Origin of the sequence: Klebsiella terrigena (genome assembly GCF_006539725.1) — a bacterium.
Taxonomy (GTDB): Bacteria; Pseudomonadota; Gammaproteobacteria; order Enterobacterales; family Enterobacteriaceae; genus Klebsiella; species Klebsiella terrigena.
This window is the reverse complement of sequence record NZ_BJNO01000014.1, coordinates 75,500-97,609: the sequence shown is the minus strand read 5'-3', so window position 1 is coordinate 97,609 and position 22,110 is coordinate 75,500. Positions and strand designations below refer to the sequence as shown.

Annotated in this window: 22 protein-coding genes and 1 pseudogene; 8 read left to right on the top strand and 15 right to left on the bottom strand. The window is 51.6% G+C overall.

What is annotated here, in order from left to right; all coding sequences use genetic code 11:
- The first annotated feature begins 506 nt into the window (after window positions 1-506).
- Window positions 507-806, top strand: a complete 300-nt coding sequence (locus RTE01_RS16170; protein WP_134525285.1) for an FCD domain-containing protein — start codon at window positions 507-509, stop codon at window positions 804-806.
- 204 nt (window positions 807-1,010) lie between these two features.
- On the opposite strand, the gene RTE01_RS16165 is transcribed toward RTE01_RS16170, so the two are convergent.
- The 3 genes from RTE01_RS16165 to RTE01_RS16155 form a co-directional block, all read right to left on the bottom strand.
- Window positions 1,011-1,796: an SDR family NAD(P)-dependent oxidoreductase gene (locus RTE01_RS16165; RefSeq protein ID WP_134525286.1), complete on the bottom strand. Its 786-nt coding sequence runs from the start codon at window positions 1,794-1,796 to the stop codon at window positions 1,011-1,013.
- A gap of 126 nt (window positions 1,797-1,922) precedes the next feature.
- On the bottom strand, window positions 1,923-2,408 hold the full coding sequence (locus tag RTE01_RS16160) for an NAD(P)-binding domain-containing protein (RefSeq protein ID WP_134525287.1): 486 nt from the start codon (window positions 2,406-2,408) through the stop codon (window positions 1,923-1,925).
- Between the two features lie 88 nt (window positions 2,409-2,496).
- Window positions 2,497-3,954, bottom strand: a complete 1,458-nt coding sequence (locus RTE01_RS16155; protein ID WP_041144205.1) for an efflux transporter outer membrane subunit — start codon at window positions 3,952-3,954, stop codon at window positions 2,497-2,499.
- A gap of 88 nt (window positions 3,955-4,042) precedes the next feature.
- Here RTE01_RS16155 and RTE01_RS16150 point away from each other — a divergent pair, with 88 nt between their 5' ends.
- The 3 genes from RTE01_RS16150 (at window position 4,043) to RTE01_RS16140 (ending at window position 8,924) form a co-directional block, all read left to right on the top strand.
- Window positions 4,043-4,657, top strand: coding sequence for a TetR/AcrR family transcriptional regulator (locus tag RTE01_RS16150; RefSeq protein WP_041144206.1), 615 nt, complete (start codon window positions 4,043-4,045; stop codon window positions 4,655-4,657).
- Between the two features lie 74 nt (window positions 4,658-4,731).
- Window positions 4,732-5,838, top strand: a complete 1,107-nt coding sequence (locus RTE01_RS16145; protein ID WP_041144207.1) for an efflux RND transporter periplasmic adaptor subunit — start codon at window positions 4,732-4,734, stop codon at window positions 5,836-5,838.
- A complete protein-coding gene (locus tag RTE01_RS16140; RefSeq protein ID WP_041144208.1) occupies window positions 5,835-8,924 on the top strand; it encodes an efflux RND transporter permease subunit in 3,090 nt (1,029 codons plus the stop codon). The genes RTE01_RS16145 and RTE01_RS16140 overlap by 4 nt, the downstream gene beginning before the upstream one ends.
- Before the next feature lie 785 nt (window positions 8,925-9,709).
- Here RTE01_RS16140 and RTE01_RS16135 read toward each other — a convergent pair.
- Window positions 9,710-10,084, bottom strand: a complete 375-nt coding sequence (locus RTE01_RS16135) for a helix-turn-helix domain-containing protein (protein WP_255313534.1) — start codon at window positions 10,082-10,084, stop codon at window positions 9,710-9,712.
- Between the two features lie 828 nt (window positions 10,085-10,912).
- Here RTE01_RS16135 and RTE01_RS16130 point away from each other — a divergent pair.
- Window positions 10,913-11,842 carry a ketopantoate reductase family protein gene (locus tag RTE01_RS16130; protein ID WP_134525290.1) on the top strand — a complete coding sequence of 310 codons (930 nt, stop codon included), beginning with the start codon at window positions 10,913-10,915 and terminating at the stop codon, window positions 11,840-11,842.
- Window positions 11,843-12,051: 209 nt separating this feature from the next.
- Here RTE01_RS16130 and RTE01_RS16125 read toward each other — a convergent pair whose 3' ends face one another.
- Window positions 12,052-12,543: a DinB family protein gene (locus tag RTE01_RS16125; protein ID WP_134525291.1), complete on the bottom strand. Its 492-nt coding sequence runs from the start codon at window positions 12,541-12,543 to the stop codon at window positions 12,052-12,054.
- 191 nt (window positions 12,544-12,734) lie between these two features.
- Window positions 12,735-13,646, bottom strand: a complete 912-nt coding sequence (locus RTE01_RS16120) for a LysR family transcriptional regulator (RefSeq protein ID WP_134528398.1) — start codon at window positions 13,644-13,646, stop codon at window positions 12,735-12,737.
- A gap of 96 nt (window positions 13,647-13,742) precedes the next feature.
- Between RTE01_RS16120 and RTE01_RS16115 the strand changes: the two genes are divergently transcribed.
- On the top strand, window positions 13,743-14,702 hold the full coding sequence (locus tag RTE01_RS16115; RefSeq protein ID WP_141335180.1) for an NAD-dependent epimerase/dehydratase family protein: 960 nt from the start codon (window positions 13,743-13,745) through the stop codon (window positions 14,700-14,702).
- Window positions 14,703-15,194: 492 nt separating this feature from the next.
- Here the strand turns inward: RTE01_RS16115 and RTE01_RS16110 are convergent, their stop codons facing one another.
- Together RTE01_RS16110 and RTE01_RS16105 are read right to left on the bottom strand one after the other, a co-directional pair.
- On the bottom strand, window positions 15,195-15,644 hold the full coding sequence (locus RTE01_RS16110; protein WP_409372339.1) for a cell envelope integrity TolA C-terminal domain-containing protein: 450 nt from the start codon (window positions 15,642-15,644) through the stop codon (window positions 15,195-15,197).
- 79 nt (window positions 15,645-15,723) lie between these two features.
- Window positions 15,724-15,876, bottom strand: a pseudogene (locus RTE01_RS16105) (Arm DNA-binding domain-containing protein); the annotation flags it as partial.
- A 302-nt stretch (window positions 15,877-16,178) separates the two neighbouring features.
- Here RTE01_RS16105 and RTE01_RS16100 point away from each other — a divergent pair.
- Together RTE01_RS16100 and RTE01_RS16095 are read left to right on the top strand one after the other, a co-directional pair.
- Window positions 16,179-17,390 carry a site-specific integrase gene (locus tag RTE01_RS16100; RefSeq protein ID WP_141335178.1) on the top strand — a complete coding sequence of 404 codons (1,212 nt, stop codon included), beginning with the start codon at window positions 16,179-16,181 and terminating at the stop codon, window positions 17,388-17,390.
- Window positions 17,391-17,490: 100 nt separating this feature from the next.
- The gene (locus RTE01_RS16095; protein WP_074416330.1) at window positions 17,491-17,748 is read left to right on the top strand and encodes a hypothetical protein; all 258 of its coding nucleotides are present in this window, start codon (window positions 17,491-17,493) and stop codon (window positions 17,746-17,748) included.
- 77 nt (window positions 17,749-17,825) lie between these two features.
- Here the strand turns inward: RTE01_RS16095 and RTE01_RS16090 are convergent, their stop codons facing one another.
- The 7 genes from RTE01_RS16090 to RTE01_RS16060 all read right to left on the bottom strand — a co-directional run bounded on the left by RTE01_RS16090 (window position 17,826) and on the right by RTE01_RS16060 (window position 22,078).
- Window positions 17,826-18,035, bottom strand: a complete 210-nt coding sequence (locus tag RTE01_RS16090; RefSeq protein WP_134525292.1) for a hypothetical protein — start codon at window positions 18,033-18,035, stop codon at window positions 17,826-17,828.
- A gap of 97 nt (window positions 18,036-18,132) precedes the next feature.
- Window positions 18,133-19,170: a major capsid protein gene (locus tag RTE01_RS16085; RefSeq protein ID WP_134525293.1), complete on the bottom strand. Its 1,038-nt coding sequence runs from the start codon at window positions 19,168-19,170 to the stop codon at window positions 18,133-18,135.
- Window positions 19,171-19,194: 24 nt separating this feature from the next.
- On the bottom strand, window positions 19,195-19,527 hold the full coding sequence (locus RTE01_RS16080; protein ID WP_134525294.1) for a hypothetical protein: 333 nt from the start codon (window positions 19,525-19,527) through the stop codon (window positions 19,195-19,197).
- A 673-nt stretch (window positions 19,528-20,200) separates the two neighbouring features.
- Complete coding sequence (locus RTE01_RS16075; protein WP_134525295.1) at window positions 20,201-20,569, bottom strand: hypothetical protein; 369 nt, start codon at window positions 20,567-20,569, stop codon at window positions 20,201-20,203.
- Window positions 20,570-20,688: 119 nt separating this feature from the next.
- On the bottom strand, window positions 20,689-21,324 hold the full coding sequence (locus RTE01_RS16070) for a hypothetical protein (RefSeq protein WP_174824238.1): 636 nt from the start codon (window positions 21,322-21,324) through the stop codon (window positions 20,689-20,691).
- A gap of 12 nt (window positions 21,325-21,336) precedes the next feature.
- Window positions 21,337-21,915: a helix-turn-helix domain-containing protein gene (locus tag RTE01_RS16065; protein ID WP_141335176.1), complete on the bottom strand. Its 579-nt coding sequence runs from the start codon at window positions 21,913-21,915 to the stop codon at window positions 21,337-21,339.
- Window positions 21,890-22,078, bottom strand: coding sequence for a hypothetical protein (locus RTE01_RS16060; RefSeq protein ID WP_134525297.1), 189 nt, complete (start codon window positions 22,076-22,078; stop codon window positions 21,890-21,892). Before RTE01_RS16060 ends, RTE01_RS16065 begins: the two co-directional genes overlap by 26 nt.
- Between the last annotated feature and the right edge of the window lie 32 nt (window positions 22,079-22,110).

Here is a 22,110-nt window from a genome sequence, read left to right as displayed (position 1 = left end):
GGTTAAAGATGGAGATGTTATCTATCCCACCATTATTTGGGTTATTCTAAATCTGCAGGACAGCCCAGCCAGAAGCCTCACTTTTATTAAGCTTTTATGATTAAACTCTTCACACTTACAAAGTGAGTCCACTATAAATGGTGATGAAAGCGAAAAATGTAAGCCAGGACACATGTCTTTTTGTTACATGAAACAATGACTAATGCTCTCATTTTATCTGAAAATTTGTTTGTCAAAGGGGATACGGGCTTATCTATGTTCGCTGTCAGAACGATATTAGGGAGGAGGAACGGTGGGTGTCCAATGCCATTATAAAAAATAAATTATCTTCTTAGCGTGCTTTATCGTTCTATTGGTGCGCAAGCTGAACCTGGTATCGAATATGATCCAGTTATAATCAGAAATAGCCTGCCTGATGCTGCCTGGATAAGGAGGTTGCAGCGATACACAGCGCAACGTGATATTTAGCATCACGGATATCCGGGCGGGGTGAAGGTTAAACAGCCATGACCAATATCACCGACAGGATCCGTATGATGCGCCGCCTCGATTTCGAGTATGAAGCGCGCATCGCACAAACCTATGAAGAGCATGCCGAACTTCTGGAGGCTATCGAGCGCCGACAGGAGGAAAGGGCGGTCGAGTTGATTACCCTACATATTAAGGATGCCCACAATGGAGCCAGCACCATAACTCTGCGGCGCCTTCAGCGCATCCGGGCTAAAGCCCTTTCTTGTGCATTGCCGCTGAACAGCAGCGAAAGCGCCGTAAAGCTCGCTCGCCTAAAGCCTTCGGAGTTTAAATAAGAGTCAATACGGTCTGAGATCACACTTACTTCAAACCGTATGTAGAGCAGAACATGCCGGGCTTCGCTGTCGTCCATCCTGACGAGCTTACGTTGTCACCCACCGCGCTGTGGAACTCCGGCTTGGGACTGGCCGGCGCAGTACTTTGATTCGACTTATACCACTTGAGACAGAACAGACTTGTTCCGTCTGCAGGTTTACAGTTTATACGCCCATTATGCGGGCCATAATGGCCTGATGTAGCCAGCGTGGTGTAGCCCAGATGAGAAATGCCATCGCCTTATTCCCCATACCCGGAACGACGCTCATTTTCCCGGCTTTAAGCGCCTGGATGCCTGCCAGCACGACAGGTTGAGGCGGCATCATTATCCCTTTTAAAGCGGGAGTCAGTTTCTGTTTGGCGGCTGCGGCGAACCCAGTGTCAGACATGCCCGGACATAGTGCGGTGACAGTGACACCCTCGCTTTTCAGCTCACTATGCAACGCTTCAGAAAACCGAAGAACATAAGCTTTCGCTGCAGAATAAACGGCAAAATTCTTTACTCCCTGATATGACAACAGACTGGCGACCATCAGAATAGATCCTTTACGTCTGGCACGCATATCTGCTGCAAAAAGTCGGGTTATTACCGTCAGGCTGGCGATGTCCAGATTGATCATGCCAAGCGAATCATCCACTGATTGATCCAAAAAGCTGCCCTGTAACCCATGACCGGCATTATTAATTAAGATATCAACGATGATATTCCGCTCATGCAAGCGGTTGTGCAGCTCGCTGATAGCGGTAATATCGGAAAGATCCACCTGTTCAACGATCACGTCAATATTAAAACGCGCGCGTAGTTCATTAGCCAGCGACTCGAGCTTATCAAGTCGCCGGGCTACAAGGATAAGTGATTTTCCCTGAGCAGCATATTGACGCGCGAACTCTTCACCAAACCCGCCTGAAGCCCCAGTGATGAGTATCCATTCATTATTTTTTGTAGCCATATTAATTACTCCGTTCGTTATTTATGCAGCATGTCGAAAGCCGTTAAACTTATCAGGAGGTGCAGGTGATAAATTTTCAGAGTTTAACAATTCCGATGTTTCGCTATTTTTGATAAAAATCATCGCTCATAGAGTGCCTCCGATTGACGAATCAAAGTCCGATTCTTCGGCCACCACTAAGAGTGGGCCAAATGGGGAAAACAGACGCTGAATTTCTTCATTCGTTGAGGTCAGTATGACCGCAGATTTGTTTATTTCGTCGCTATATGCCATCTGTAATCTGACGCAGTCTGAATGCTGAAACATGACGCGGAGGGCTCGAGACTGAATACCCGGGACAAGAGAAATCAAGGTTTGGGAATAGCGCAACTGCACACTGCCCGCGAGTTCATTTAAGGTATCAGGGGCAACGCTAATAATAATAACATCCACTTCATCAATGACCGCCTGGTGATTGTCCTGGGTCCAGCAGGGAAATTCTCTTGCCAGCCTTTGGGCTCGCTCACTGTTTGCCGGGAACAGAAATACCTGGGCGTCAGGCGCTGCCTGAAAGAATCCTCTGATCAGTTTTTCGGTTAACGCATCAACGCCCAGAATGCCTATTCTTTTCATCCGTCCCCCGGTTATCAAAACGGTTATGTGATGCTATGAGTGGTAAAAGATTCGTCATGTCTTTCCGCGTTAGAACCCGGAACCTGGTTTATGAAGTCTTTGGCGCCGTTTCTGGTGGCTGCCAGCCTCCTCCGAGCGCTCTGAACGTAGCGACAGCGGCGCGGGCAGCTTCTGTCTGGGCCTGCGCACGGGCGTCGGAAGACTGTAAAAGGGTTTCATCGTTGTGAAGGACGTCTATCAGGCTGGCTGTTCCCTGCCGGAAAGCGATGAAAGACGACTGGCGGGCGCTGGCCAGGGCGGATTCACCTTTAATCAACGTTGCTGCCTGTATTTCACTATTGATCAGGGCGGAGAAGGCATTTTCGACATCTTCGGTGGCGCGTAATACCGACAGGCGATAGGCGGCGAGGGCTTCCTGTTCCTGGCCCTTCGCCTGGTCTATCTGGGCGTTGATACGACCGAAATCGAAGAGCCGCCAGCGTAGACCGAGAACGCCAGCCGACTGGCTGGCATCTGCGGAGAAAAGGTTGCCGCTCGATACTGCCGTTGCGCTGCCGAGCAATGCGCTGAGCGAGAATTTTGGATAATACTCGCTGACCGCCACGCCGATGCGTGCGCTTGAGGCAGCGAGATGGCGTTCTGCCACGATAATGTCTGGCCTGCGGCGCAGCAGGTCGGCGGGTGTTCCCGTTGAGGTTATTTGCGGGGCCTGCGGAATGGCCCCTGGCAGTGCTAACTCAGTGCGATGGGTGCCGGGAGGCGTGCCGAGCATGACATCGAGAGCGTTCATCGCGGTATCAAGCCCTGTCCGGAGAACCGGCACGGTTGCCTGAACTTGTGCCAGCGCGCCTTCGGTCTGGCGAACCTGATACTCCGGCGCCAGCCCTTTAGCATGGAGGAGTTGTACCTTTTCCAGCAGCGCTTGCTGCGTACTGACCTGTTTGTCCACGATGGCCAGTCGGGTTTGTAATCCACGCAGGGTGATATAGATATCAGCCGTCTGGGCCGCGACGGCGAGACGGGTCGCGGCGACACCCGCTTCAGAGGCCTGGTAGTCAGCCAGTGCAGCCTGACGACCGCGGCGCAGACCACCAAATACGTCAATCTCCCAGCTTGCGTTGAGATCGGCTTCATAGCTGTTGCCGTAGCGATTATAATCCGGCGTTGCGCTGAGAACCTGACCCAACGGGGTTTCAGTCGACTGATACGCGCGCGTCGCTTGCCCGCTGATGTTTCCGGACGGCAACAACGCGGCAGTAGCCGCGCCCAGTCCGGCGCGGGCCTGGTCCATGCGGGCGGTCGCCTGGGCAAGATCGAGATTCTGCGCGAGGGCGTCTGAAACCAACTGACTCAGCAGGGGATCATCAAATCCGTCCCACCACACATTAAAACTGGCGGGTCGGGATGCACTTCTCTGCTCAACGGCAGACTGAGCCTGATAGTGCTCTGGAAGTGGCGTATCCGGGCGATGATAATCCGGGCCGACGGCACAGCTCGTCAGTAAGCCGCTCGTTACGGCCAGGACAAAAGTACGCGGAAGGAACATAATATGCCTTGAGTCAATTTTGATTTGTGACTACATTACCAAATGGTCACATGTTGTCAATCGAGGTCTTCTGAGCTAAGCTGAAAAAATGACTAAACATACACCTGTACATCCCCCACGGGGTCCTTCGGACCACAGCGTCCGCGACCAGATTGTTGAAGCCGCCACGGAGCACTTTGGGCATTTCGGCTACGAAAAAACCACCGTGTCCGATCTGGCGAAAGCCATCGGGTTTTCAAAAGCCTATATCTATAAATTTTTCGATTCCAAACAGGCTATTGGAGAAGTGATTTGTGCCAACAGGCTGGCGAAAGTCTCTGAGATTGTTAATAACGCGATCGCCGATGTGCCTACAGCGTCAGAAAAATTGAGGCGTCTATTTCAGGCCCTGACGGAAGCCGGCAGCGATCTGTTTTTCCACGATCGCAAACTTTATGACATTGCTGCCGTTGCTTCCCGGGAACGCTGGCCTTCCGCCAATGGACATCAGGAGCACCTGCGTCAGTTGATACAGCAAATCATTCAGGAAGGCCGGCAGTCAGGGGAGTTTGAACGAAAAACCCCGCTGGATGAGACCAGTGATGCCATCTGTCTGGTCATGCAGCCTTATATTTGCCCTGTACAACTGCAATTTAACCTCGATACCGCATCCTCTGCGGCCGTACTGCTGTCATCATTAATTCTAAGAAGTTTATCACCCTGATAGGTGACCATTGACTTATTTGGTCACATGAAAGAGTATGGGGATACTGTCCTGTTAAATGATTAAGGAACCCCATGCTCAGGTTCAAATTTGCCCCTCTTGCCGTATGCCTGTTACCGCTTGCTCTCGTGGCCTGCGGTGACTCTTCCGGCACTGACGATCCCCGTACTCAGCCTCCTCTGGTAAGGTCTGCGACCGTAATGAGTGCGGTGGATGTCTCCCGCGCGTTCACCGGCGTTGTTGTCGCCCGGGTGCAAAGCGATCTCGGTTTCAGAGTGCAGGGCAAAATCCTTGAACGCCTGGTCGATACCGGCCAGACCGTCAAGCGCGGCCAGCCGCTAATGCGCCTGGATCCCGTTGACCTGAGCCTGCAGGCACAGGCTCAGCAGCAGGCCGTCACGGCTGCCCGAGCCCGCGCAAAACAAGCCACTGCGGATGAAGCGCGCTACCGCGGCCTGGTCGCAACGGGCGCCGTTTCTGCATCGGCCTACGACCAGATAAAGGCCGCCGCCGATACCGCCAAAGCTGAGCTCAGCGCGGCGCAGGCGCAGGCGAACGTGGCGCAAAACGCGACGGGCTACGCCGTGCTGCTGGCCGACGCCGACGGCGTGGTCATGGATACGCTGGCGGAGCCCGGCCAGGTGGTCAGCGCCGGTCAGGCGGTGGTTCGCCTGGCCAGAGCAGGCCAGCGCGAGGCCATCGTGCAGCTGCCAGAGACGCTACGTCCGCCCGTCGGAAGCGCGGCCATGGCAACGCTGTACGGCACGGACAAACAGCCGGTTCCGGCAAAGCTGCGCCTCCTTTCCGATGCCGCGGACTCCGTCACCCGTACCTTCGAAGCGAGATACGTGCTTGAAGGGGCGCTGGCGAGCGCGCCGCTGGGTTCGACCGTGACGCTGCATATTGCCGACGATAAATTACCGGGCCAGGTGATGCAGGTTCCACTCGCTGCCATCTACGATCCGGGCAAAGGGCCGGGGGTCTGGGAGATTTCAGGTCAGCCCGCCAAAGTCTCGTGGCGGCCCGTGCAGGTGCTGGGATTGGGTGATGATGTGGCGCAGGTCTCCGGTAACCTCCAGGCTGGTGAGCTGGTGGTCGCTCTCGGGGCGCATTTGCTGCATAACGGTGAGGCCGTACGTACGGCCCAGGGCGATGCCAGCGTCGCCGGGAGTCAGCCATGAGCGAGGGAAAATTCAATCTCTCAGCGCTGGCCGTTCGCGAGCGCTCAATCACGCTGTTCCTTATTATCCTGATTACCGTGGCCGGGATCCTGGCGTTCTTCGAGCTGGGGCGGGCAGAAGACCCCCCGTTTACCGTCAAGCAGATGACGATTATTTCTGCCTGGCCGGGCGCCACCGCGCAGGAGATGCAGGATCAGGTCGCGGAACCGCTGGAAAAGCGCATGCAGGAGCTCAAGTGGTATGACCGCACCGAAACTTACACCCGTCCCGGTCTGGCTTTTACCATGCTGTCACTGCAGGACAGCACGCCGCCTTCACAGGTGCAGGAAGAGTTCTATCAGGCGCGCAAGAAGCTCGGCGATGAGGCCCAAAACCTGCCGGCAGGCGTGATTGGGCCGATGGTCAATGACGAATTCTCCGACGTGACCTTCGCGCTCTTTGCGCTGAAGGCGAAAGGGGAGCCGCAGCGGCTGCTGGTCCGCGATGCGGAATCGTTGCGCCAGCGAATTTTGCACGTGCCGGGGGTCAAAAAGGTCAATATTATCGGCGAACAGGCCGAGCGCATCTTTGTCTCCTTCTCCCATGACCGGCTGGCGACGCTGGGCGTTTCGCCTCAGGATATTTTCTCCGCCCTCAACAGCCAGAACGTGCTGACGCCCGCCGGTTCGATTGATACCAAAGGGCCGCAGGTCTTTATCCGCCTGGATGGCGCCTTTGACAAGCTGGAGAAAATCCGCAAAACCCCCATTGTTGCCCAGGGCAGGACCCTGCAGCTATCGGACGTGGCAACCGTGGAGCGGGGCTACGAAGACCCGGCAACCTTCCTGATCCGCAACCAGGGTGAAGCGGCGCTGCTGCTGGGCATCGTGATGCGTGACGGCTGGAACGGTCTGGATCTGGGGAAGGCGCTGGATGCGGAAACGGCCAAAATCAATGAAAGTATGCCGCTCGGCATGACCCTGACCAAGGTGACCGACCAGTCCGTCAACATCAGCTCCGCCGTTGACGAGTTCATGATTAAATTCTTCGTCGCGCTGCTGGTGGTGATGGTGGTCTGTTTTGTCAGCATGGGCTGGCGCGTGGGCGTCGTGGTCGCCGCCGCCGTGCCGTTGACCCTGGCTATCGTTTTTGTGGTGATGGAGGCTTCCGGCAAAAACTTTGACCGTATCACCCTGGGCTCGCTGATCCTTGCGCTCGGGCTGCTGGTCGATGACGCCATTATCGCCATCGAAATGATGGTGGTGAAAATGGAAGAGGGCTACGACCGCATCAAAGCCTCGGCCTATGCCTGGAGCCACACCGCCGCCCCGATGCTCGCCGGTACGCTGGTCACCGCCGTCGGTTTCATGCCCAACGGTTTTGCCCAGTCCACCGCCGGGGAATATACCAGCAACATGTTCTGGATTGTCGGTATCGCCCTGATTGCTTCATGGATTGTGGCGGTAGTGTTTACGCCTTATCTGGGCGTGAAGATGCTGCCCAACATCAGGAAGGTTGAGGGCGGACACGCCGCTATCTACAACACCCGTCATTACAACCGCTTTCGCCGACTGCTGACCCGGGTTATCGCCCGCAAGTGGATGGTAGCCGGTACCGTGATTGCCGTCTTTACGCTGGCGATACTCGGCATGGGGCTGGTGAAAAAACAGTTTTTCCCCACCTCCGATCGCCCGGAAGTGCTGGTGGAGGTGCAGATGCCTTATGGCACATCCATTGAGCAGACCAGCGCCACGGCGGCGAAAATCGAAGCCTGGCTGAGCAAGCAGAAAGAGGCAAAAATCGTCACCTCCTACATCGGCCAGGGGTCGCCGCGCTTCTTTCTGGCCATGGCGCCTGAGCTACCCGATCCCTCTTTTGCGAAAATTGTGGTGCTGACGGACAATCCGCAAGCACGCGAGGCGCTCAAGTTCAGACTGCGTGAAGCCGCGGCTGGCGGGCTGGCGCCTGAAGCGCGCCTGCGCGTGACCCAGCTGGTGTTTGGTCCGTATTCACCCTATCCGGTGGCGTATCGTGTTATGGGGCCGGATCCCTCCACGCTGCGTGAAATTGCGGACAGGGTCGAAAAGGTGATGCAGGCCAGCCCGATGATGAGAACCGTCAACACCGACTGGGGCCCGCGGGTACCGGCGCTGCACTTCACGCTCGATCAGGATCGTCTGCAGGCGGTGGGGCTGACATCGAATGCGGCCGCGCAGCAGCTTCAGTTCCTGCTTTCAGGCATTCCGATCACCTCGGTACGGGAAGATATCCGTTCGGTGCAGGTCATGGGGCGCGCGGCGGGCGATATCCGGCTTGACCCGGCAAAAATAGCCGGCTTCACCCTGGTAGGTTCTGCCGGTCAGCGCGTTCCGCTGTCTCAGATCGGAGAGGTCGAGGTGCAAATGGAAGATCCGGTTATGCGCCGTCGCGATCGCACCCCAACCATTACCGTGAGGGGAGACATTGCCGAAAATCTGCAGCCGCCGGATGTTTCCACCGCCATCACCAAGGCGCTGCAGCCGGTCATCGATACGCTACCGTCCGGATACCGCATCGAGCAGGCGGGTTCAATTGAAGAGTCGGGGAAAGCCACCAAAGCGATGGTTCCGCTGTTCCCTATCATGATTGCCATCACGTTGTTAATTATCATCCTGCAGGTACGGTCGATGGCGGCGATGGTGATGGTCTTCCTCACCGCGCCGCTGGGGCTGATTGGGGTGGTGCCAACCCTGCTGCTCTTCAACCAGCCTTTTGGCATCAATACCCTGGTGGGGCTGATCGCGCTGTCGGGCATTCTGATGCGTAACACCCTGATCCTGATAGGGCAGATCCATCACAACGAGCAGGAAGGGCTGGCGCCTTTCCATGCGGTGGTGGAGGCGACGGTGCAGCGTGCCCGGCCGGTGCTGCTAACGGCGATGGCCGCCATACTGGCGTTTATTCCGCTGACGCACTCGGTGTTCTGGGGAACGCTGGCCTATACCCTGATTGGCGGGACGTTTGGCGGCACCATCATTACGCTGGTGTTCCTACCCGCGATGTATGCCATCTGGTTCAGGATACGTCCTGATGAACAGAAACCTGCGGAGCCGCTGGCTGCGGTTTGACCGTGACATACTAAATGAAGGGCCGCCAGACTACATTCCGGCGGCCCTGAAAACGTGGACCGAATGATGAGGATTTTACGATGACTCTCATCATGATGCTGTTTTGTTTTTTGTGACATCTGTGCAGTCTGCACCTGAATTATGGTGCAGCGGTTACCCCTGCATAATCACGGGAAATACATCGTCTTCATGAAGAATAAACGATAAAACCTTCTGGAGATTGACTTTTATAAGTTGATGCGCTGGAGGTTTATTACCTGGGGTTGTGATGATTGTTGCTTTTTTAACGGTTAACGTTTGTGCTCTGCTGAATGCCATCCGGAAATGATGGCAGGCCAATAACCATTAAACCTGCATTATTTAAATGCAATGTTTAAAATAGCATTTGCTGGCAAACATTGACCTGGAAGAATGGTATTATTGTAAATGATGTGTTGTATATAATAAAAGGTAAGCTATTAACCACTGTCGCCACTGGCAGTGGTTTTTTTTCGGGAAAGGACCATCACAGCATAGCCTATGTTTTTATGGCAGTGATAATATAACGGCACTTCAGCGGTGTGTTGTTAAAAGAATTCATTTTCCTTTTTTAAGGAACAATTTAAATAAGTCATGCATTCATATTTTCTGAGAAACCTTATGACAAGAATTATCATGAAAGTTGAGGTTTATCAGTTGGATGTAGGGCAGTTCATATGAAAATCAGGGATATGTTAGAGGTATGCCTGGCCGGCTGAGGTACTAAATGCTGTGCAATTTATATTAAAATATAAATCCGCCAGTGCTTATGCTTGTTTTGTATTTGGGTGTCCGTTTTTTCTGTATTTATTCGGTGGGATGCCGTATTTTCTGGTGAAAGATCTGGTGAAAGATTGTTGTGACTCAAAGCCGTACTTTAGGGCCAGGCTTATTATTGGCTCTTCTGTTTTCAAAAGCAGATTCGCCGCATGTGACAACTTCATTTCTCTTATGAAGTTACCAATTTTTGTTCCGGTACAAGTATAAAACACTCTTTGCAGGTGCCATTTTGAATACCCGGATTTTTTTGCCAGAGTATCAATATCAAGACGATTTTCAATGTTACCTTCTATCCATACAATCAGATCGTCTATTATTTCTTTTTTGTTTATCATGATTTTTCCTACTGGCTGAAGAGACATTTTAAAATCTTTATTTCTCTTCAGTGAGTCTGGCCAATGCATTATAAATATTTACAGCGGTTTTAATTTTTCAACTAGTGCAAAAAGCATGTAACTATTTTGTTCATTGGTCACTGCGTTGTCAACCACGTTATAGCTTAAATAAGCTACTCATCACCAAAAAGCACCAGAAAAAATCGTGAAAACAATCATAATTGCATGAATTTATTATAAAATAATTTATTTTATTGCTATGTCCTGCGTTCCGGTTTTTTTGTTACCTTTGTCAGTTTGCTCACGCTTATCAGGCGAGTGATGGCCAATTTAACGGCTGAAATCACCGGCATACCTTTCACTTTATGAAGTCTGTGAACCGTATTTCTCGTGACGCTGACCGGCAGATGGTTAGTTCGGGGAGTCGTTCAGCTTCTAAAAAGCGATTTATATCTTCTTTTTCAGTATGTTAGTTGCGATCTCCGCAGTGGTGGTAGTACGGCCTGGATGTATTTCATGATACATGATAGCTTGTGACCTATAATCAATATGGTCACGCGATTTTCTCTGTGATGATGTGTAGGGTTAATTACCGCATAGCGCACTTTAGAGTGTTGATTGTACCGGACACACCGCGACCGGGCCGTCGCCATGCAAGCGGCCTGGTAACAGGCCGGAACACTTGACCAGAACGGCGGCAGCTGGAGCCGTTTTAGTGAATGCCCTATATTTCCTGTACCCGATGAGCCAGAGGCAAATAAGGCCGGGTATATGCCGCCTCGAATGAGGCCCGAAACCTGCCTGTCGTTGTTTGGCAGCGACGAACGCCTGCTTTATCTGATACGGGAGTTAAGTATGAAGATTCTTGTTGTGGGTGCCGGTGCAATCGGCGGTTACTACGGCGCGCGGCTCTTGCAGGCTGGTGCCGATGTCACTTTCCTGGTTAGACCCGGACGGGCCGCGATACTGGCATCTAACGGGTTGCAGGTACGTAGCGAGTTGGGGGATTTCAACGGCCCTGTCGCGGCCATCACTCGTGATGAGCTAACCCCCGTTTATGACCTGATTGTCCTGAGCTGCAAAGCCTACGACCTGGATGCTACTTTGCGTGACATCATTCCCGCCATGGGCATGAATACGGCCCTTCTGCCCTTTATCAATGGCATGTCAGTCTATGACCAACTGGATGCGCTCTTTGGTCCAGACCGCGTACTGGGCGGTATCGCATACATTGCGGTCAAGCTGGATCAGGCTGGGGTCATACGGCATTTGGGCAATTCGGATGTTGTCATTGTTGGATCGCGGACACCCAAGGCTTCTGGCCCCGCCCGGCAATGTCTGAGCTTGTTGGCTCAATCGCCCGGCCTGCGTACGCTATCGCCGGATGTAAATCATGCGTTATGGAACAAGTGGATGATGCTTGCGGCTGGCGCGATGATGACCTGCCTCATGCGTGCTACGGTGGGGGACATTCTCGCCTCACGCGATGGCGAGTTCCTGATGCGGCAGGCGATAAGAGAGTGCTGCGCCGTCGCGACCGCCGAAAAGCAGGCGCCAACCGCCGACGAGGTCCTTGCTCTGGAGGCACGCCTGTTGGACCCTCGCTCGACCTGGGCTGCCTCCATGATGCGCGACATCAGTCAGAACGCATCGCGTCTGGAGGCGCAGGCCATCGTCGGTGACCTCATTGAGCGCGCCGAGCGCCATGGAATCGATCTCCCATTGACGCGCATTGCCTACTGCAACCTACAGGCCTACGAGCGCCAACACGCAACCACCTCGTAAAAGCCGAGGCGGACCGTGTGTTGGGCTTCAAGCGGGTGCTACCGGCAACAACGCCTGCAATGGGAGCACCTCTTTGATTAAGAATAGCGTTACATCGACCCCGTTGAACTCACCGCGAGAAGCGGGCACTCCTTGCCATTCATTTATGCACTTAAGTTGTTGCTTAAAGGGCCAATGGGTTTTTAAATTTACATGGCCCTGTCACTCGTTTACTCGTGGTTATGATCTCTGAGAAAAACAGTCAGGACGTCCTTGGGTGGGGTAACACCACTTTCTGAAAGTAGCCAACCTACAGCGCCGCGATGGTATGTCCCGTGAAACAGCACATGATTGAGCATATCGACCGCCTTCATCTCACCAGGTCCGCCATCGACAAATTGGAATTTAATTGTTTCAGCAAGGTCAGTGGGGGACATAGAATTGAGATGTTGAATATACCAGTCTGTACATTCCGTCATCTTTATCAGAAGTTCATCAGCAGAAGGGGTTTCTGGTGTGTTCAGTGCAGTATAGGAATGCTTCTGACCGGTAATGTTAGCTCTGAAGATCATATCAACCACATGTATGTGATTCATCAATCTGAGCGTCAGATGGCGTTTTTCTGCATTAGCAGACGCATCAATTCTTTTAATCGCTTGTAGAGTTTCAATATCTATCCAGCGCTTGTATCTAAACAGCGTAACTATCGTGTCAGTACCCATGCATCACCTCTTTTATCTATTTTATGATCATATCAGTAACATGTAGGGCTCTCTACTGGCTTCCGCTTCTGGCACGGAGCAGACAGACAGCAAGCCTGCTAGCTCTGCTGTAGGCTAAAAGCAGACGTCTTGTCTGAGAAAACGTTGGAGTCGACAGGCGACGTTCAAGTGACAATTTTCCCCGTGGCGATTCACTGTCTCTGGATCTGGCCGATATATTCCTCTAATCCCTTTGTCAGAGTATCGAAAACCAATTTGCAGCAGCGACTATTGCGCAGGTCTTCATGCATGACGAGCCATGTATCAAGATTTAAAGAAAAGAAATCTGGAAGTAACCTCTGTAGTGGACGATATCCATTAGCAAGCTGTACCTGACATATGCCAATACCTGCACCGGCGCGAATAAGATTCAGCTGAGCCACGTCGCTGTCGGTGCGCATGGAAAAGGACTCTCGGTTTAACTGAGGGTATTTTTTCAATACCTTACGGATGAACGGCGTATTCTGATCGAAACCAACCAGCGCATGCTTCAGCAGATCTTCGGTACTTTCTGGAGTGCCATGCCGTGCGAGATAGGAAGTAGATGCATGTAGACCGAGTTCAATACTGCCAACGCACCGTGCAATAAGCTGCTCCTGTACTGGCGTCGTCATGCGCACAGCTATATCTGCTTCCCTATGCAATAAATCCTGAACCCGGTTGGAGAGAACTAATTCAATAGTTATTTGCGGATGCGACTCCCTGAGCCGGGCAATGAGTGGCGGCAGTACTTCAACGCCGATGATGTCACTGGCGGAGACACGTACTACCCCACGAATGGACGTGCTGTTATGACTAAAGTTAGCGGCCGTGCGCTCCAGCGTATTAGCCGTGCTCTCCATCGCTTCTGCGTGAACCCTCAGTGCCAGAGCAGTATCAGTCGCCAGCAAACCAGTTTGCGAACGCGTGAACAGCACCTGGTCAAGGGCAGACTCCAGTGCAGCGATGTGTCGCCCTGCCGTTGGTTGCGTAATAGAAAGCATACGCGATGCGCCAGAAAGCGATCCTTCCCTTAGCACAGCCAAAAATGTTCGGTACCACTCCCATGGAATAGATGTATTCATACAAATTTGTATAGCCGCTCTATTATGATATGCAATTCCATTTATCCCTGCCTGTACGTACGCTGTCAATCTCAAATCAGCAAAGAGGCAAACACTATGGAAACCAGAGGGAAGGTCTTAATACTTGGGGCAACCGGCGGTATTGGTGGTGAAACTGCTCGCCGACTCATTCGGGAAAAATGGGACGTACGTGCGCTAAAGCGAGGACTTCACGGAAGCGAACAAAATGGTGACATCCAGTGGATAGGGGGCGATGCTCTCGACGCAGAGCAAGTCGCCGCTGCGGCAACAGACTGTAGTGTGATCGTTCACGCTGTCAATCCGCCTGGCTACCGAAACTGGAAGCATCTTGTGTTGCCTATGCTGCGCAACACAATCGGCGCAGCAGAACGAAATGGCGCCTTAATCGTTCTTCCTGGTACCGTTTACAACTATGGTCCTGATGCCTTTCCGCTACTGCGAGAGGATGCTCAGCAGATGCCGGTCACAAAGAAAGGGGCGATCAGGGTACAAATGGAGAAAGAACTTGAGGCCTATACACAGCGTGGCGGACGAGTATTAATTGTCCGCGCGGGGGACTTTTTCGGTCCACACGCCGGCAATAACTGGTTTTCTCAGGGTTTGATCAAGCCCGGCAAGCTGCCAGGTGTAATTACCAACCCCGGTTCACCTGAAACAGGTCATCAGTGGGCTTATTTACCTGATATAGCAGAAACTATTGCTGCGTTGCTAGCTCGACGCAAGGAACTTGATCCCTTTGCTCGCTTCCATATGCAAGGTCATTGGGATCCCGATGGCAGAGAGATGGCAAGAGCGATTCAGCGCATCACCGCAAACTATGGAGGTGTTGCCAAAATACAATCATTTCCTTGGTGGTTCATGTACATGGCAGCACCTTTCAACCCAACCTTACGCGAACTTTTGGAGATGCGGTACCTGTGGCGCCAATCGGTCCGCCTGGACAATTCGAAACTCGTCAATTTTTTAGGTGCCGAGCCTCATACCCCTCTTGATGAAGCTGTCCAGATGACATTAGAGGGTCTCGGTTGTATCTAATCCCGGGGGCAGGTCACTCAGCGTGGAGGCTTCTATCCTGAACTGTGTATGACAGTTTTGATGCCCTGGTTCAGCGGTAAGAACAGTGAGCTTAAGTGCGTTGGCCGCGAGGGAAAAAGTAACCCTGGCGTAACCCCGACGAGGCTTTTAAGGAGAGTGTTTTCTGTAACTATTTGATTTGGATAGTGCGATAATAGGAATCAACAAATCAAGGTGTTGATATATAAGTGAAATTTAAGATCGATAAATAAATCTATACACATACCTATACACATCGTCGATGGCGTTCTTTTTTTGAGCTCAATTCTCCGTAAGAAAAAGTTTTTTTGCATTTAACTGTTCACTGCATGTTTTTGTTATTTATTTTCAAGGTATTAGCGCGTGAATACTCGGTGAACAGTGAACACTTTACTGTTCACCTCCGCAGGCTATAGGTACAGGCGTTATAGTCTGCTGTGAGCGAGGAGCCGACATTAGATAGTCATCGTATGTCTAACCGCGCATGTCGAAGCCGGATTTTTGAAAATCTCTATAGACTTCCGGATTGTTGAAGGCAGGGAATTTGGCTTTATGGGCTGCTGATTTTATCGCTTCGCAATAGCCTTTATTGCCGTTACTGGTTGATATGTTTAAAGCCGTGCCATCCTGAGCAAATTCGATATGTAACCGGCATTTTTTCCCTTTCCAGTTTTGCCGCGCATCAAGTTTGGCATTTATTGCCGCCCTGATTGCCCGCGCTTGCGCACCCCATTCATCCTGGTCATCCCAGCGTCCTGAACTGCAATTACCCGTTGCCGTGGTCTTATGACAGCTGGAAGGGTGTAACGGCGCGCATCCTGCGGCCAAGCTAACTACAACGGCCAGCATACCGATTTTCTTTACTGTTTCAGACGATCCCACTTCTTGCTCCTCAATCCATTTAAACTTCAACAATATTGGCATATTTTTCCGTCATTCCTGCCATCTTTTCAACCACTACTGTACAGGTACTTTTACATCCGCTTCTGGCACTGAGCGGTCTGATCATTTTGGGCTTACCGGCATAGCGATAGCGGAACCGCCAGCTCTTGCTTCCATTAGGTTCTATAAGCAATGACAAGCCTTGCCCATCTCCAAGTGTATAGGCTTTAGCTTCAGGCTTAGCGCGGCGAATCTGCATATCGTTTAAAGGCATGTGTATAGGAATCCAGGATCGAACAGGAACATATACACATTCAGCATCGGATTTTACTGGATGGTTACGGACAATGACGGATTAAAAATCAGTAAAATATTTATAAATCATGGTGTTTATAGATGAATACGGACGTTTGGGGAAGTTGAGATGGTGCCGATAATAGGAGTCGAACCTACGACCTTCTATTCCAATGACTGGCTGCGCAAGTCATTGATTCTTCGAATCGAATGCGCTGTCACTGATAATCGGTACTAACACAACCAGTAGTAGTTGCCCCTGAATCTTAGATCGGGGGGAACATGAAATACAAGCCGAATGCGTACTTAGTCAGAGAAAGATCATCCTGTTATGCGGTCAAGGTATCTTTGCCGCTTTATATGCGTTCCCTGTTTGGGAATCGAACAGCGTTCATGCGTTCAACTGGCACGACAGATATCAGAGAAGCCCGTGTCATTCGTGACCGGATAATGTATGAGTTTTTCACCATCCGTGATCGGCTGAGACCAAAACCGCAGGGAGGTTATGTTGATCGCGTTCTGAACGAACTACGCCAGGTTGACCAGTACATCACCCAGAATGCGGGAGTCAATTTTGCTACCGCTCGTGTGTGTCCTTCACTAATCCAACTGCGTGATGAATTCATCGTCCAACACAGTGACAGGCGCAAGCTGTCTACCCTGAGCAAGTATATTAAGGCGGTTGAGGTCTTCACGGGGCATTTCAGTTGCAAGGATTTCAAGTTGCATGAGATCAACAGAACGATGGTGACTGACTGGCTGGACAAAGCGAAGCAAGAGAAGGCCAGCCAGACGTTAGCCAATTACCTAGGCTGCTTATCCCAACTGGTGGCGCTGGCTCAGAACCGCTACCACGACGCGCCAAAGGAGAACGTCTTCACAGCCCATAAGCTGGATGTGCGACATGATCGCGAGAGTTACGAACCATTCAGCGGTGATGAACTGGCTCGGGTTGTGGGACTGCTTGATCAGGAGATGAAGGACGTCGCGTTGGTGGGGATGTATACCGGGATGCGGCTTAATGAAATTTGTTCGCTACAGATAGACAATATCAAGACGGTAGAGGGGGTTTGGTGTTTCGAGGTGACAGAGGGCAAGACGCGCAATGCTGCCCGATTGGTTCCCATTCATAGCAAGTTACGGACTCTCGTTAAACAGCTTATCAAGAACAATCACAGCGGTTTTCTGTTCTACCATGCCAGCATTACAGAACGTGCCGACGGCAAGCGCTCAACGTGGCATACGCAGCGTTTTACACGGGCCAAACGTAAGGCTTTGGGCGAGGAAGGGACGGAACGAAAGGTATTCCACAGCCTGCGAGGGATGTTCATCAGCCAACTTGATCGTGGCGGCGTCCCCGAAGACAGGATCGCTTTGATTGTGGGTCATGAGAGGGGGAAAACTGAATCATTCCGCACATACAGCAAGGGTGCGGGGATGGAGGAGCTATCAAGGTATATCGAGCTGGTGAGCTACGAATTTTTAGTGCAGTAATTGAGCATTACGGATTTGTAGAATCAGGTAAATGCTCAAGACATCACCACCGACCCGATGGTATGATCATACATCCAGTACATAATAGAGGGCGTTGTGTATGACTCGTGAAGAAATCCAGTTGCACCAATTGGTAAAATCCCGCCTAGGTGTTTTCACAAACGGAGCCAGATTCTCGGATAACCAGATGGGGATTACATTGAACCTCCCTGATGGTGATAAAAAAACTATCTGGGGAGAATGGCGACATATGTCTAAAGTTGGAAGACTCACGGATCGAGTGACAATGTTGCAACACGCTATTTATGAACAATACCCAGAGTACCGTAACAGTATTCCTCAGGAATGGGCAAGATAGCGGCGTTTAAATAGCTACTTTTGCGCAAAGTACCTGATCACCAGCATAAAAAAACCGGGCGGTTTTACCCGTCCGGCTTAACTAACGTCTTTCAATTTTTGCTGTTTCGCGTAGAACATGACCGATTCTTCGAGGCCGTGCGTCGCCACGCGTGATAAAAATGTGCTGCGATGCACTCCCAGCATTCTGGCGAGCGCTGACACGTTCAGCAAGTTGGCATCGTCCAACGTCTTAACCTTGACCGACAGCAGCGGCGAGTTTCCCACGCCAAGGATTTTCAATTGCATATTTTTACCTCTCCATAATGACGGAGGGGCCGAAGATGGCCCCCAAAACCGTTAGCCCGTGGGTGTCTTATCCCGTTGGGCTGTTACCTCACCGTGATTAAGAAGCATCGTTGGTGATGGCTGTCACCAGGTCGGGGCGGAATGCCACAGGGAGCATTGAAAATTCGCTGGAAAGCGTGATATTTCTGTACGCATCGGTGCTGCTATAGATGCGGAAATCCACTACGTCAGCAAATGCCAATTCCAGATTGCGGCTTGTTGGGCCACAAAGGTTGGTAAATGGCGATGCCTGATCAGCGCTTAACGGCTTCTCGAAGACCGGAACCATGAAGCCCTGATCTGCCCCGATGCCGTAGAATTCGGTATCGGACATCTCGACTACAGTCACGTTATCCAGGACGTAATAGCTGAATGCCGGATTGATCTCTTTATTGAATACCAGACCATCAGGATCAAGCACACCATACTGCACAAGCTGGCGAACCGATGGATTAAAACGCAGCTTCTTGAACAGGTTGGAACCCGCGAACAGGTAGATGCCTTTCAGCAGCGAAGCAAGACCACCCATGCGGCGCTTCATGGCGCTGACCTCATCGGACAGGGATTCTAACGGATCAGCAGCAACCCCCGTGTAGATGGTTCCGGTGCTCTGGTCGTAACCAAATTCCTCTGACCAATCCAGGATCGGGCCATCAGCGGTGTATTCCATATCGGTGACTTGATGACGGAACAGGCTTTCAGCAAACATGCGTTCACGAGTCGCAGCAAAGCGTTCATAGTGAGCCAGGCTTTTAGCAGTCACAGCATCCAGCACGCTGGCCTGTAGCGGGGAGCCGATTTTACGGAATGGCTGCACGTCTGCTGCCGTGATCACATCCTGGGTGGGGAATAACGGCAGTTCGATCAAATGGTTAGCTGCTTTTGGCTTCGGTGTGCTTCCCCATTCGCTGGAAAAGCGATTCGCTGCTGGGGCGATGGTGTCAGCCTGAGCATTAAGGATGTCCAGACTGGTTTTAAACTGGTCAGTAACGTCACGCTGGAAAATGTTCAGGTTGGTTAAGATACGGTTACGGGCCGGAACGTTCGCAAAGGTCGAACTGTAATCGACGTATGAAAAATCTTTTGTAAGAGCCATGTTGTGATGTCCTTATCGGTAAAATTATTGAGCTACGCGGATGTTGCCGGATGTAGTCAGAGCAGCAATTGCAGCAGCGCCTACAGTCGCGCCCATAACGGCGATGACGGTTTCCGGGCGGATGTAGACGCCACGGTCAGCAACGATGATGTTTGCATCTGTTCCAGCGCGATGATGGCTTAGAACCAGTAATGCATCGTTGCCGGAGGTAAATGCGGTGCCATCGGCCTTAATGACCGAACCGGGCTGCACTTCGACGGCCAGGTTTGGGATGTTGACTGTTTTCACTGCAAAATTAGCGTCGGCCTGGTAGGTCACGACATCATTAAAGGTGCGTTGGGATTCGCCCATTTTCATAAAGGTCACTCCATAAAGTTGTTGTTCGGTTGTTGGCTTTGGCCTTTCGGGCCGTATCGTCATTATTGACGGTGTGCAGGTGAAAAAATGCCGTCCCATTGGACGGCATCTCTTTACTGGGTCAGTTCAGCCCGGTAATGCCGGGTTAACCTTTGGTTAACGGTAGTTCATGCCGCTGCATCAGAAAAAAGTAAGGCGGTATCAACCGCCCCGGAGGACAAGGAGAATGTACATCTTTTGTTTTTCTGATCTGGGAAAGGGTGAGCGGCGGCACGTCCATTGAAGGGCAAGGAGTCCAAAACGTGACGCGCTCAATGCCAGTTTGCATCATGACAAGATGGCCCCCTGAGGAGAGGGACGTAGTACGGTTGTTACACCGCTGGCAAACCCCGAACGCAAGGCTAATCACGCTCAGAATTATTCCGTGTTTCAGCAGAGTAAAACCCGGCTGAATGAATAGGCGGCGCTGGGAAGCAAAGATGGCTCGTGCAAGGTATCCAGGAGGCCAGCGCCTGAGAGGAGATTACGTAAACATGGCTGTAATACGCAGTAGACTCTTTCGAACCCATTAATCACCCTATGTTATTATTTTACCACGAATGATAACGATTATCAACAAATTTCACGTAAATTCAGTTGGTAACTCATTCTGTATCAGCAATTCAGCCTCGAATCATCCAATTCTGTTAAGCGAAGTGGAGTCGATGATGTGCGAATAGCGTTCAGGGTCTGAGGCGACTACCTCGCGGCTTTTGATGCGAGCACGTTCGAGAGCTACCTCATCCACAACGTGAGGTATGAACTTGCCAGCTCCAGCACCGAGGGCCATTTTGATCCTTGCGGTTTTCTGCTTGGAATTGGTCACTGGCGCAGCTTTCGGCGCTGGCTTCGTTGACAGCTTCCAATCGGGATGGCGAGCCAGGTAGTCATCCACGGCGTTTTTTACAGCCGCCTGGCGCTGCTCGTCTGCTAATTGTTCGGGATTTTTGCCCAGCAACATGGCGGCGATTCCGTCTTTTACTTTCTGCAATGCACTTTTCATTATGTTTTTTATTCCTGTACAAGGCCACTCCATCACGGGTGCAGCGAAACGCCAACCATGCAACGGGCAGGTAAGATAAGATTTCGAGTAGGGTTCAATGTTGGTTCAATGTGGAACTTTCAGGCCGTCGCTGTCATGCCTGCGGCTGCTGTCTGACTCGCGCTTCTTTGTGTTGTGGCTACCGTTACAGGATGCAGTTTGCAGCGGTTTGAATGCAGCCGGATCGATTTAAACCTGCTGGTTGATTTCCTCTCTGCGACGATATTGTACGCCAAGGTCAAAGGGTCATTTGCTGGCGGCAGGCGGGCCTGAATAGCTGATTCAGCAACCCCGTTCTGCCGAAGTGACATCACCACGGTGTAGAGGGGCAGGCCCAGAGCCTGGCAAATCTCCGCGAGCATTGCCCCCTCGTTGAATGAGGTCAGGGCCAGTTTTGCGTTTTGGTATGCATTAATCCGGGTCACACGTCTGCATCTGCTGTTCCAGCCTTCGTCATGCAGTTGCTGCACTTTTGCCACCGGCAGGCGTAGCAGCAAGGCCACTTTATTTACGGTATGACCGTGAACAAGGAGCGATTTCGCTTTTTTGATCACGCTCTCATCCCTGCAACGCCGCTTATACAGGCGAGTCAAATCCGGCAACTCTGGGTCGGGTAATTCTTGTGCGGGTAAATCGGGAAGGTCGTTACTTGCTTGTTCTTCTGGGTCAATCTTTTCTGGTGCGGCGTTTAGGCCGTTACGGTCATCATTATTCATTATTCCTCATCATCAATAAGGGCAATCGTCGTCGTTTTCATTCTCTTCCACTGGATCGTTCACTCTCTGCGGTACACGCGGTACACGTCCACCGTGGTGACCATCATTGGCGGCTGCTGTTTGTCGTTGTGTCTGCCCAAGGGGCTTACCTTCGGATTTCTTGATGACAGTTACCGTTGTATCTCTCTGCTGAACAAGGGCAGCGTTGAGTTCGGTTAGGATGGCCTCAGGATCTTTGACGGTATAATTCGTACAAATGATCTCTTTACTACCTGATTTATAAACTGGTTTGGTTGTAATCCACCCCATTTTTTCAAGTAATTTCGCCTTCTTCTGGACAGTTGAGAGGCCCATGCAACAGCAATCCGCAATGTACTGCTGAGATGGACGAATCTGCCCAGTCGTTTTCTTCCAGCCAAGCAGATGGCTGTATACCGCCATGATTAATGGATCATTCTTTACCCCGTTGAAGCATTTGATCCGCGCTACCAGGATTGACCAGTTTGAAAACGTATCAATCGTGATCGGCTCGGCCACATTCGGCTGGGGCAGTGATTCGTAAGGTTTATTTTCTGCTGCTCTGTTGCTCATCATTTCCTCGCTGGTTATCTGTTTGGCTATCTGTTTTCGTTATATCAATGATTTTTGCCGCTGTTTGCAGCAACTCACTACAAAGTCTCGCCATCGGCACATCGCGGCGATTTGCCTCTTTCAGCAACGTTCGGTAAGTCTCATCGGGGAATGAGATGTTCATAGTTCAGTTCTCCTGTTCGTTGGATATGGAAA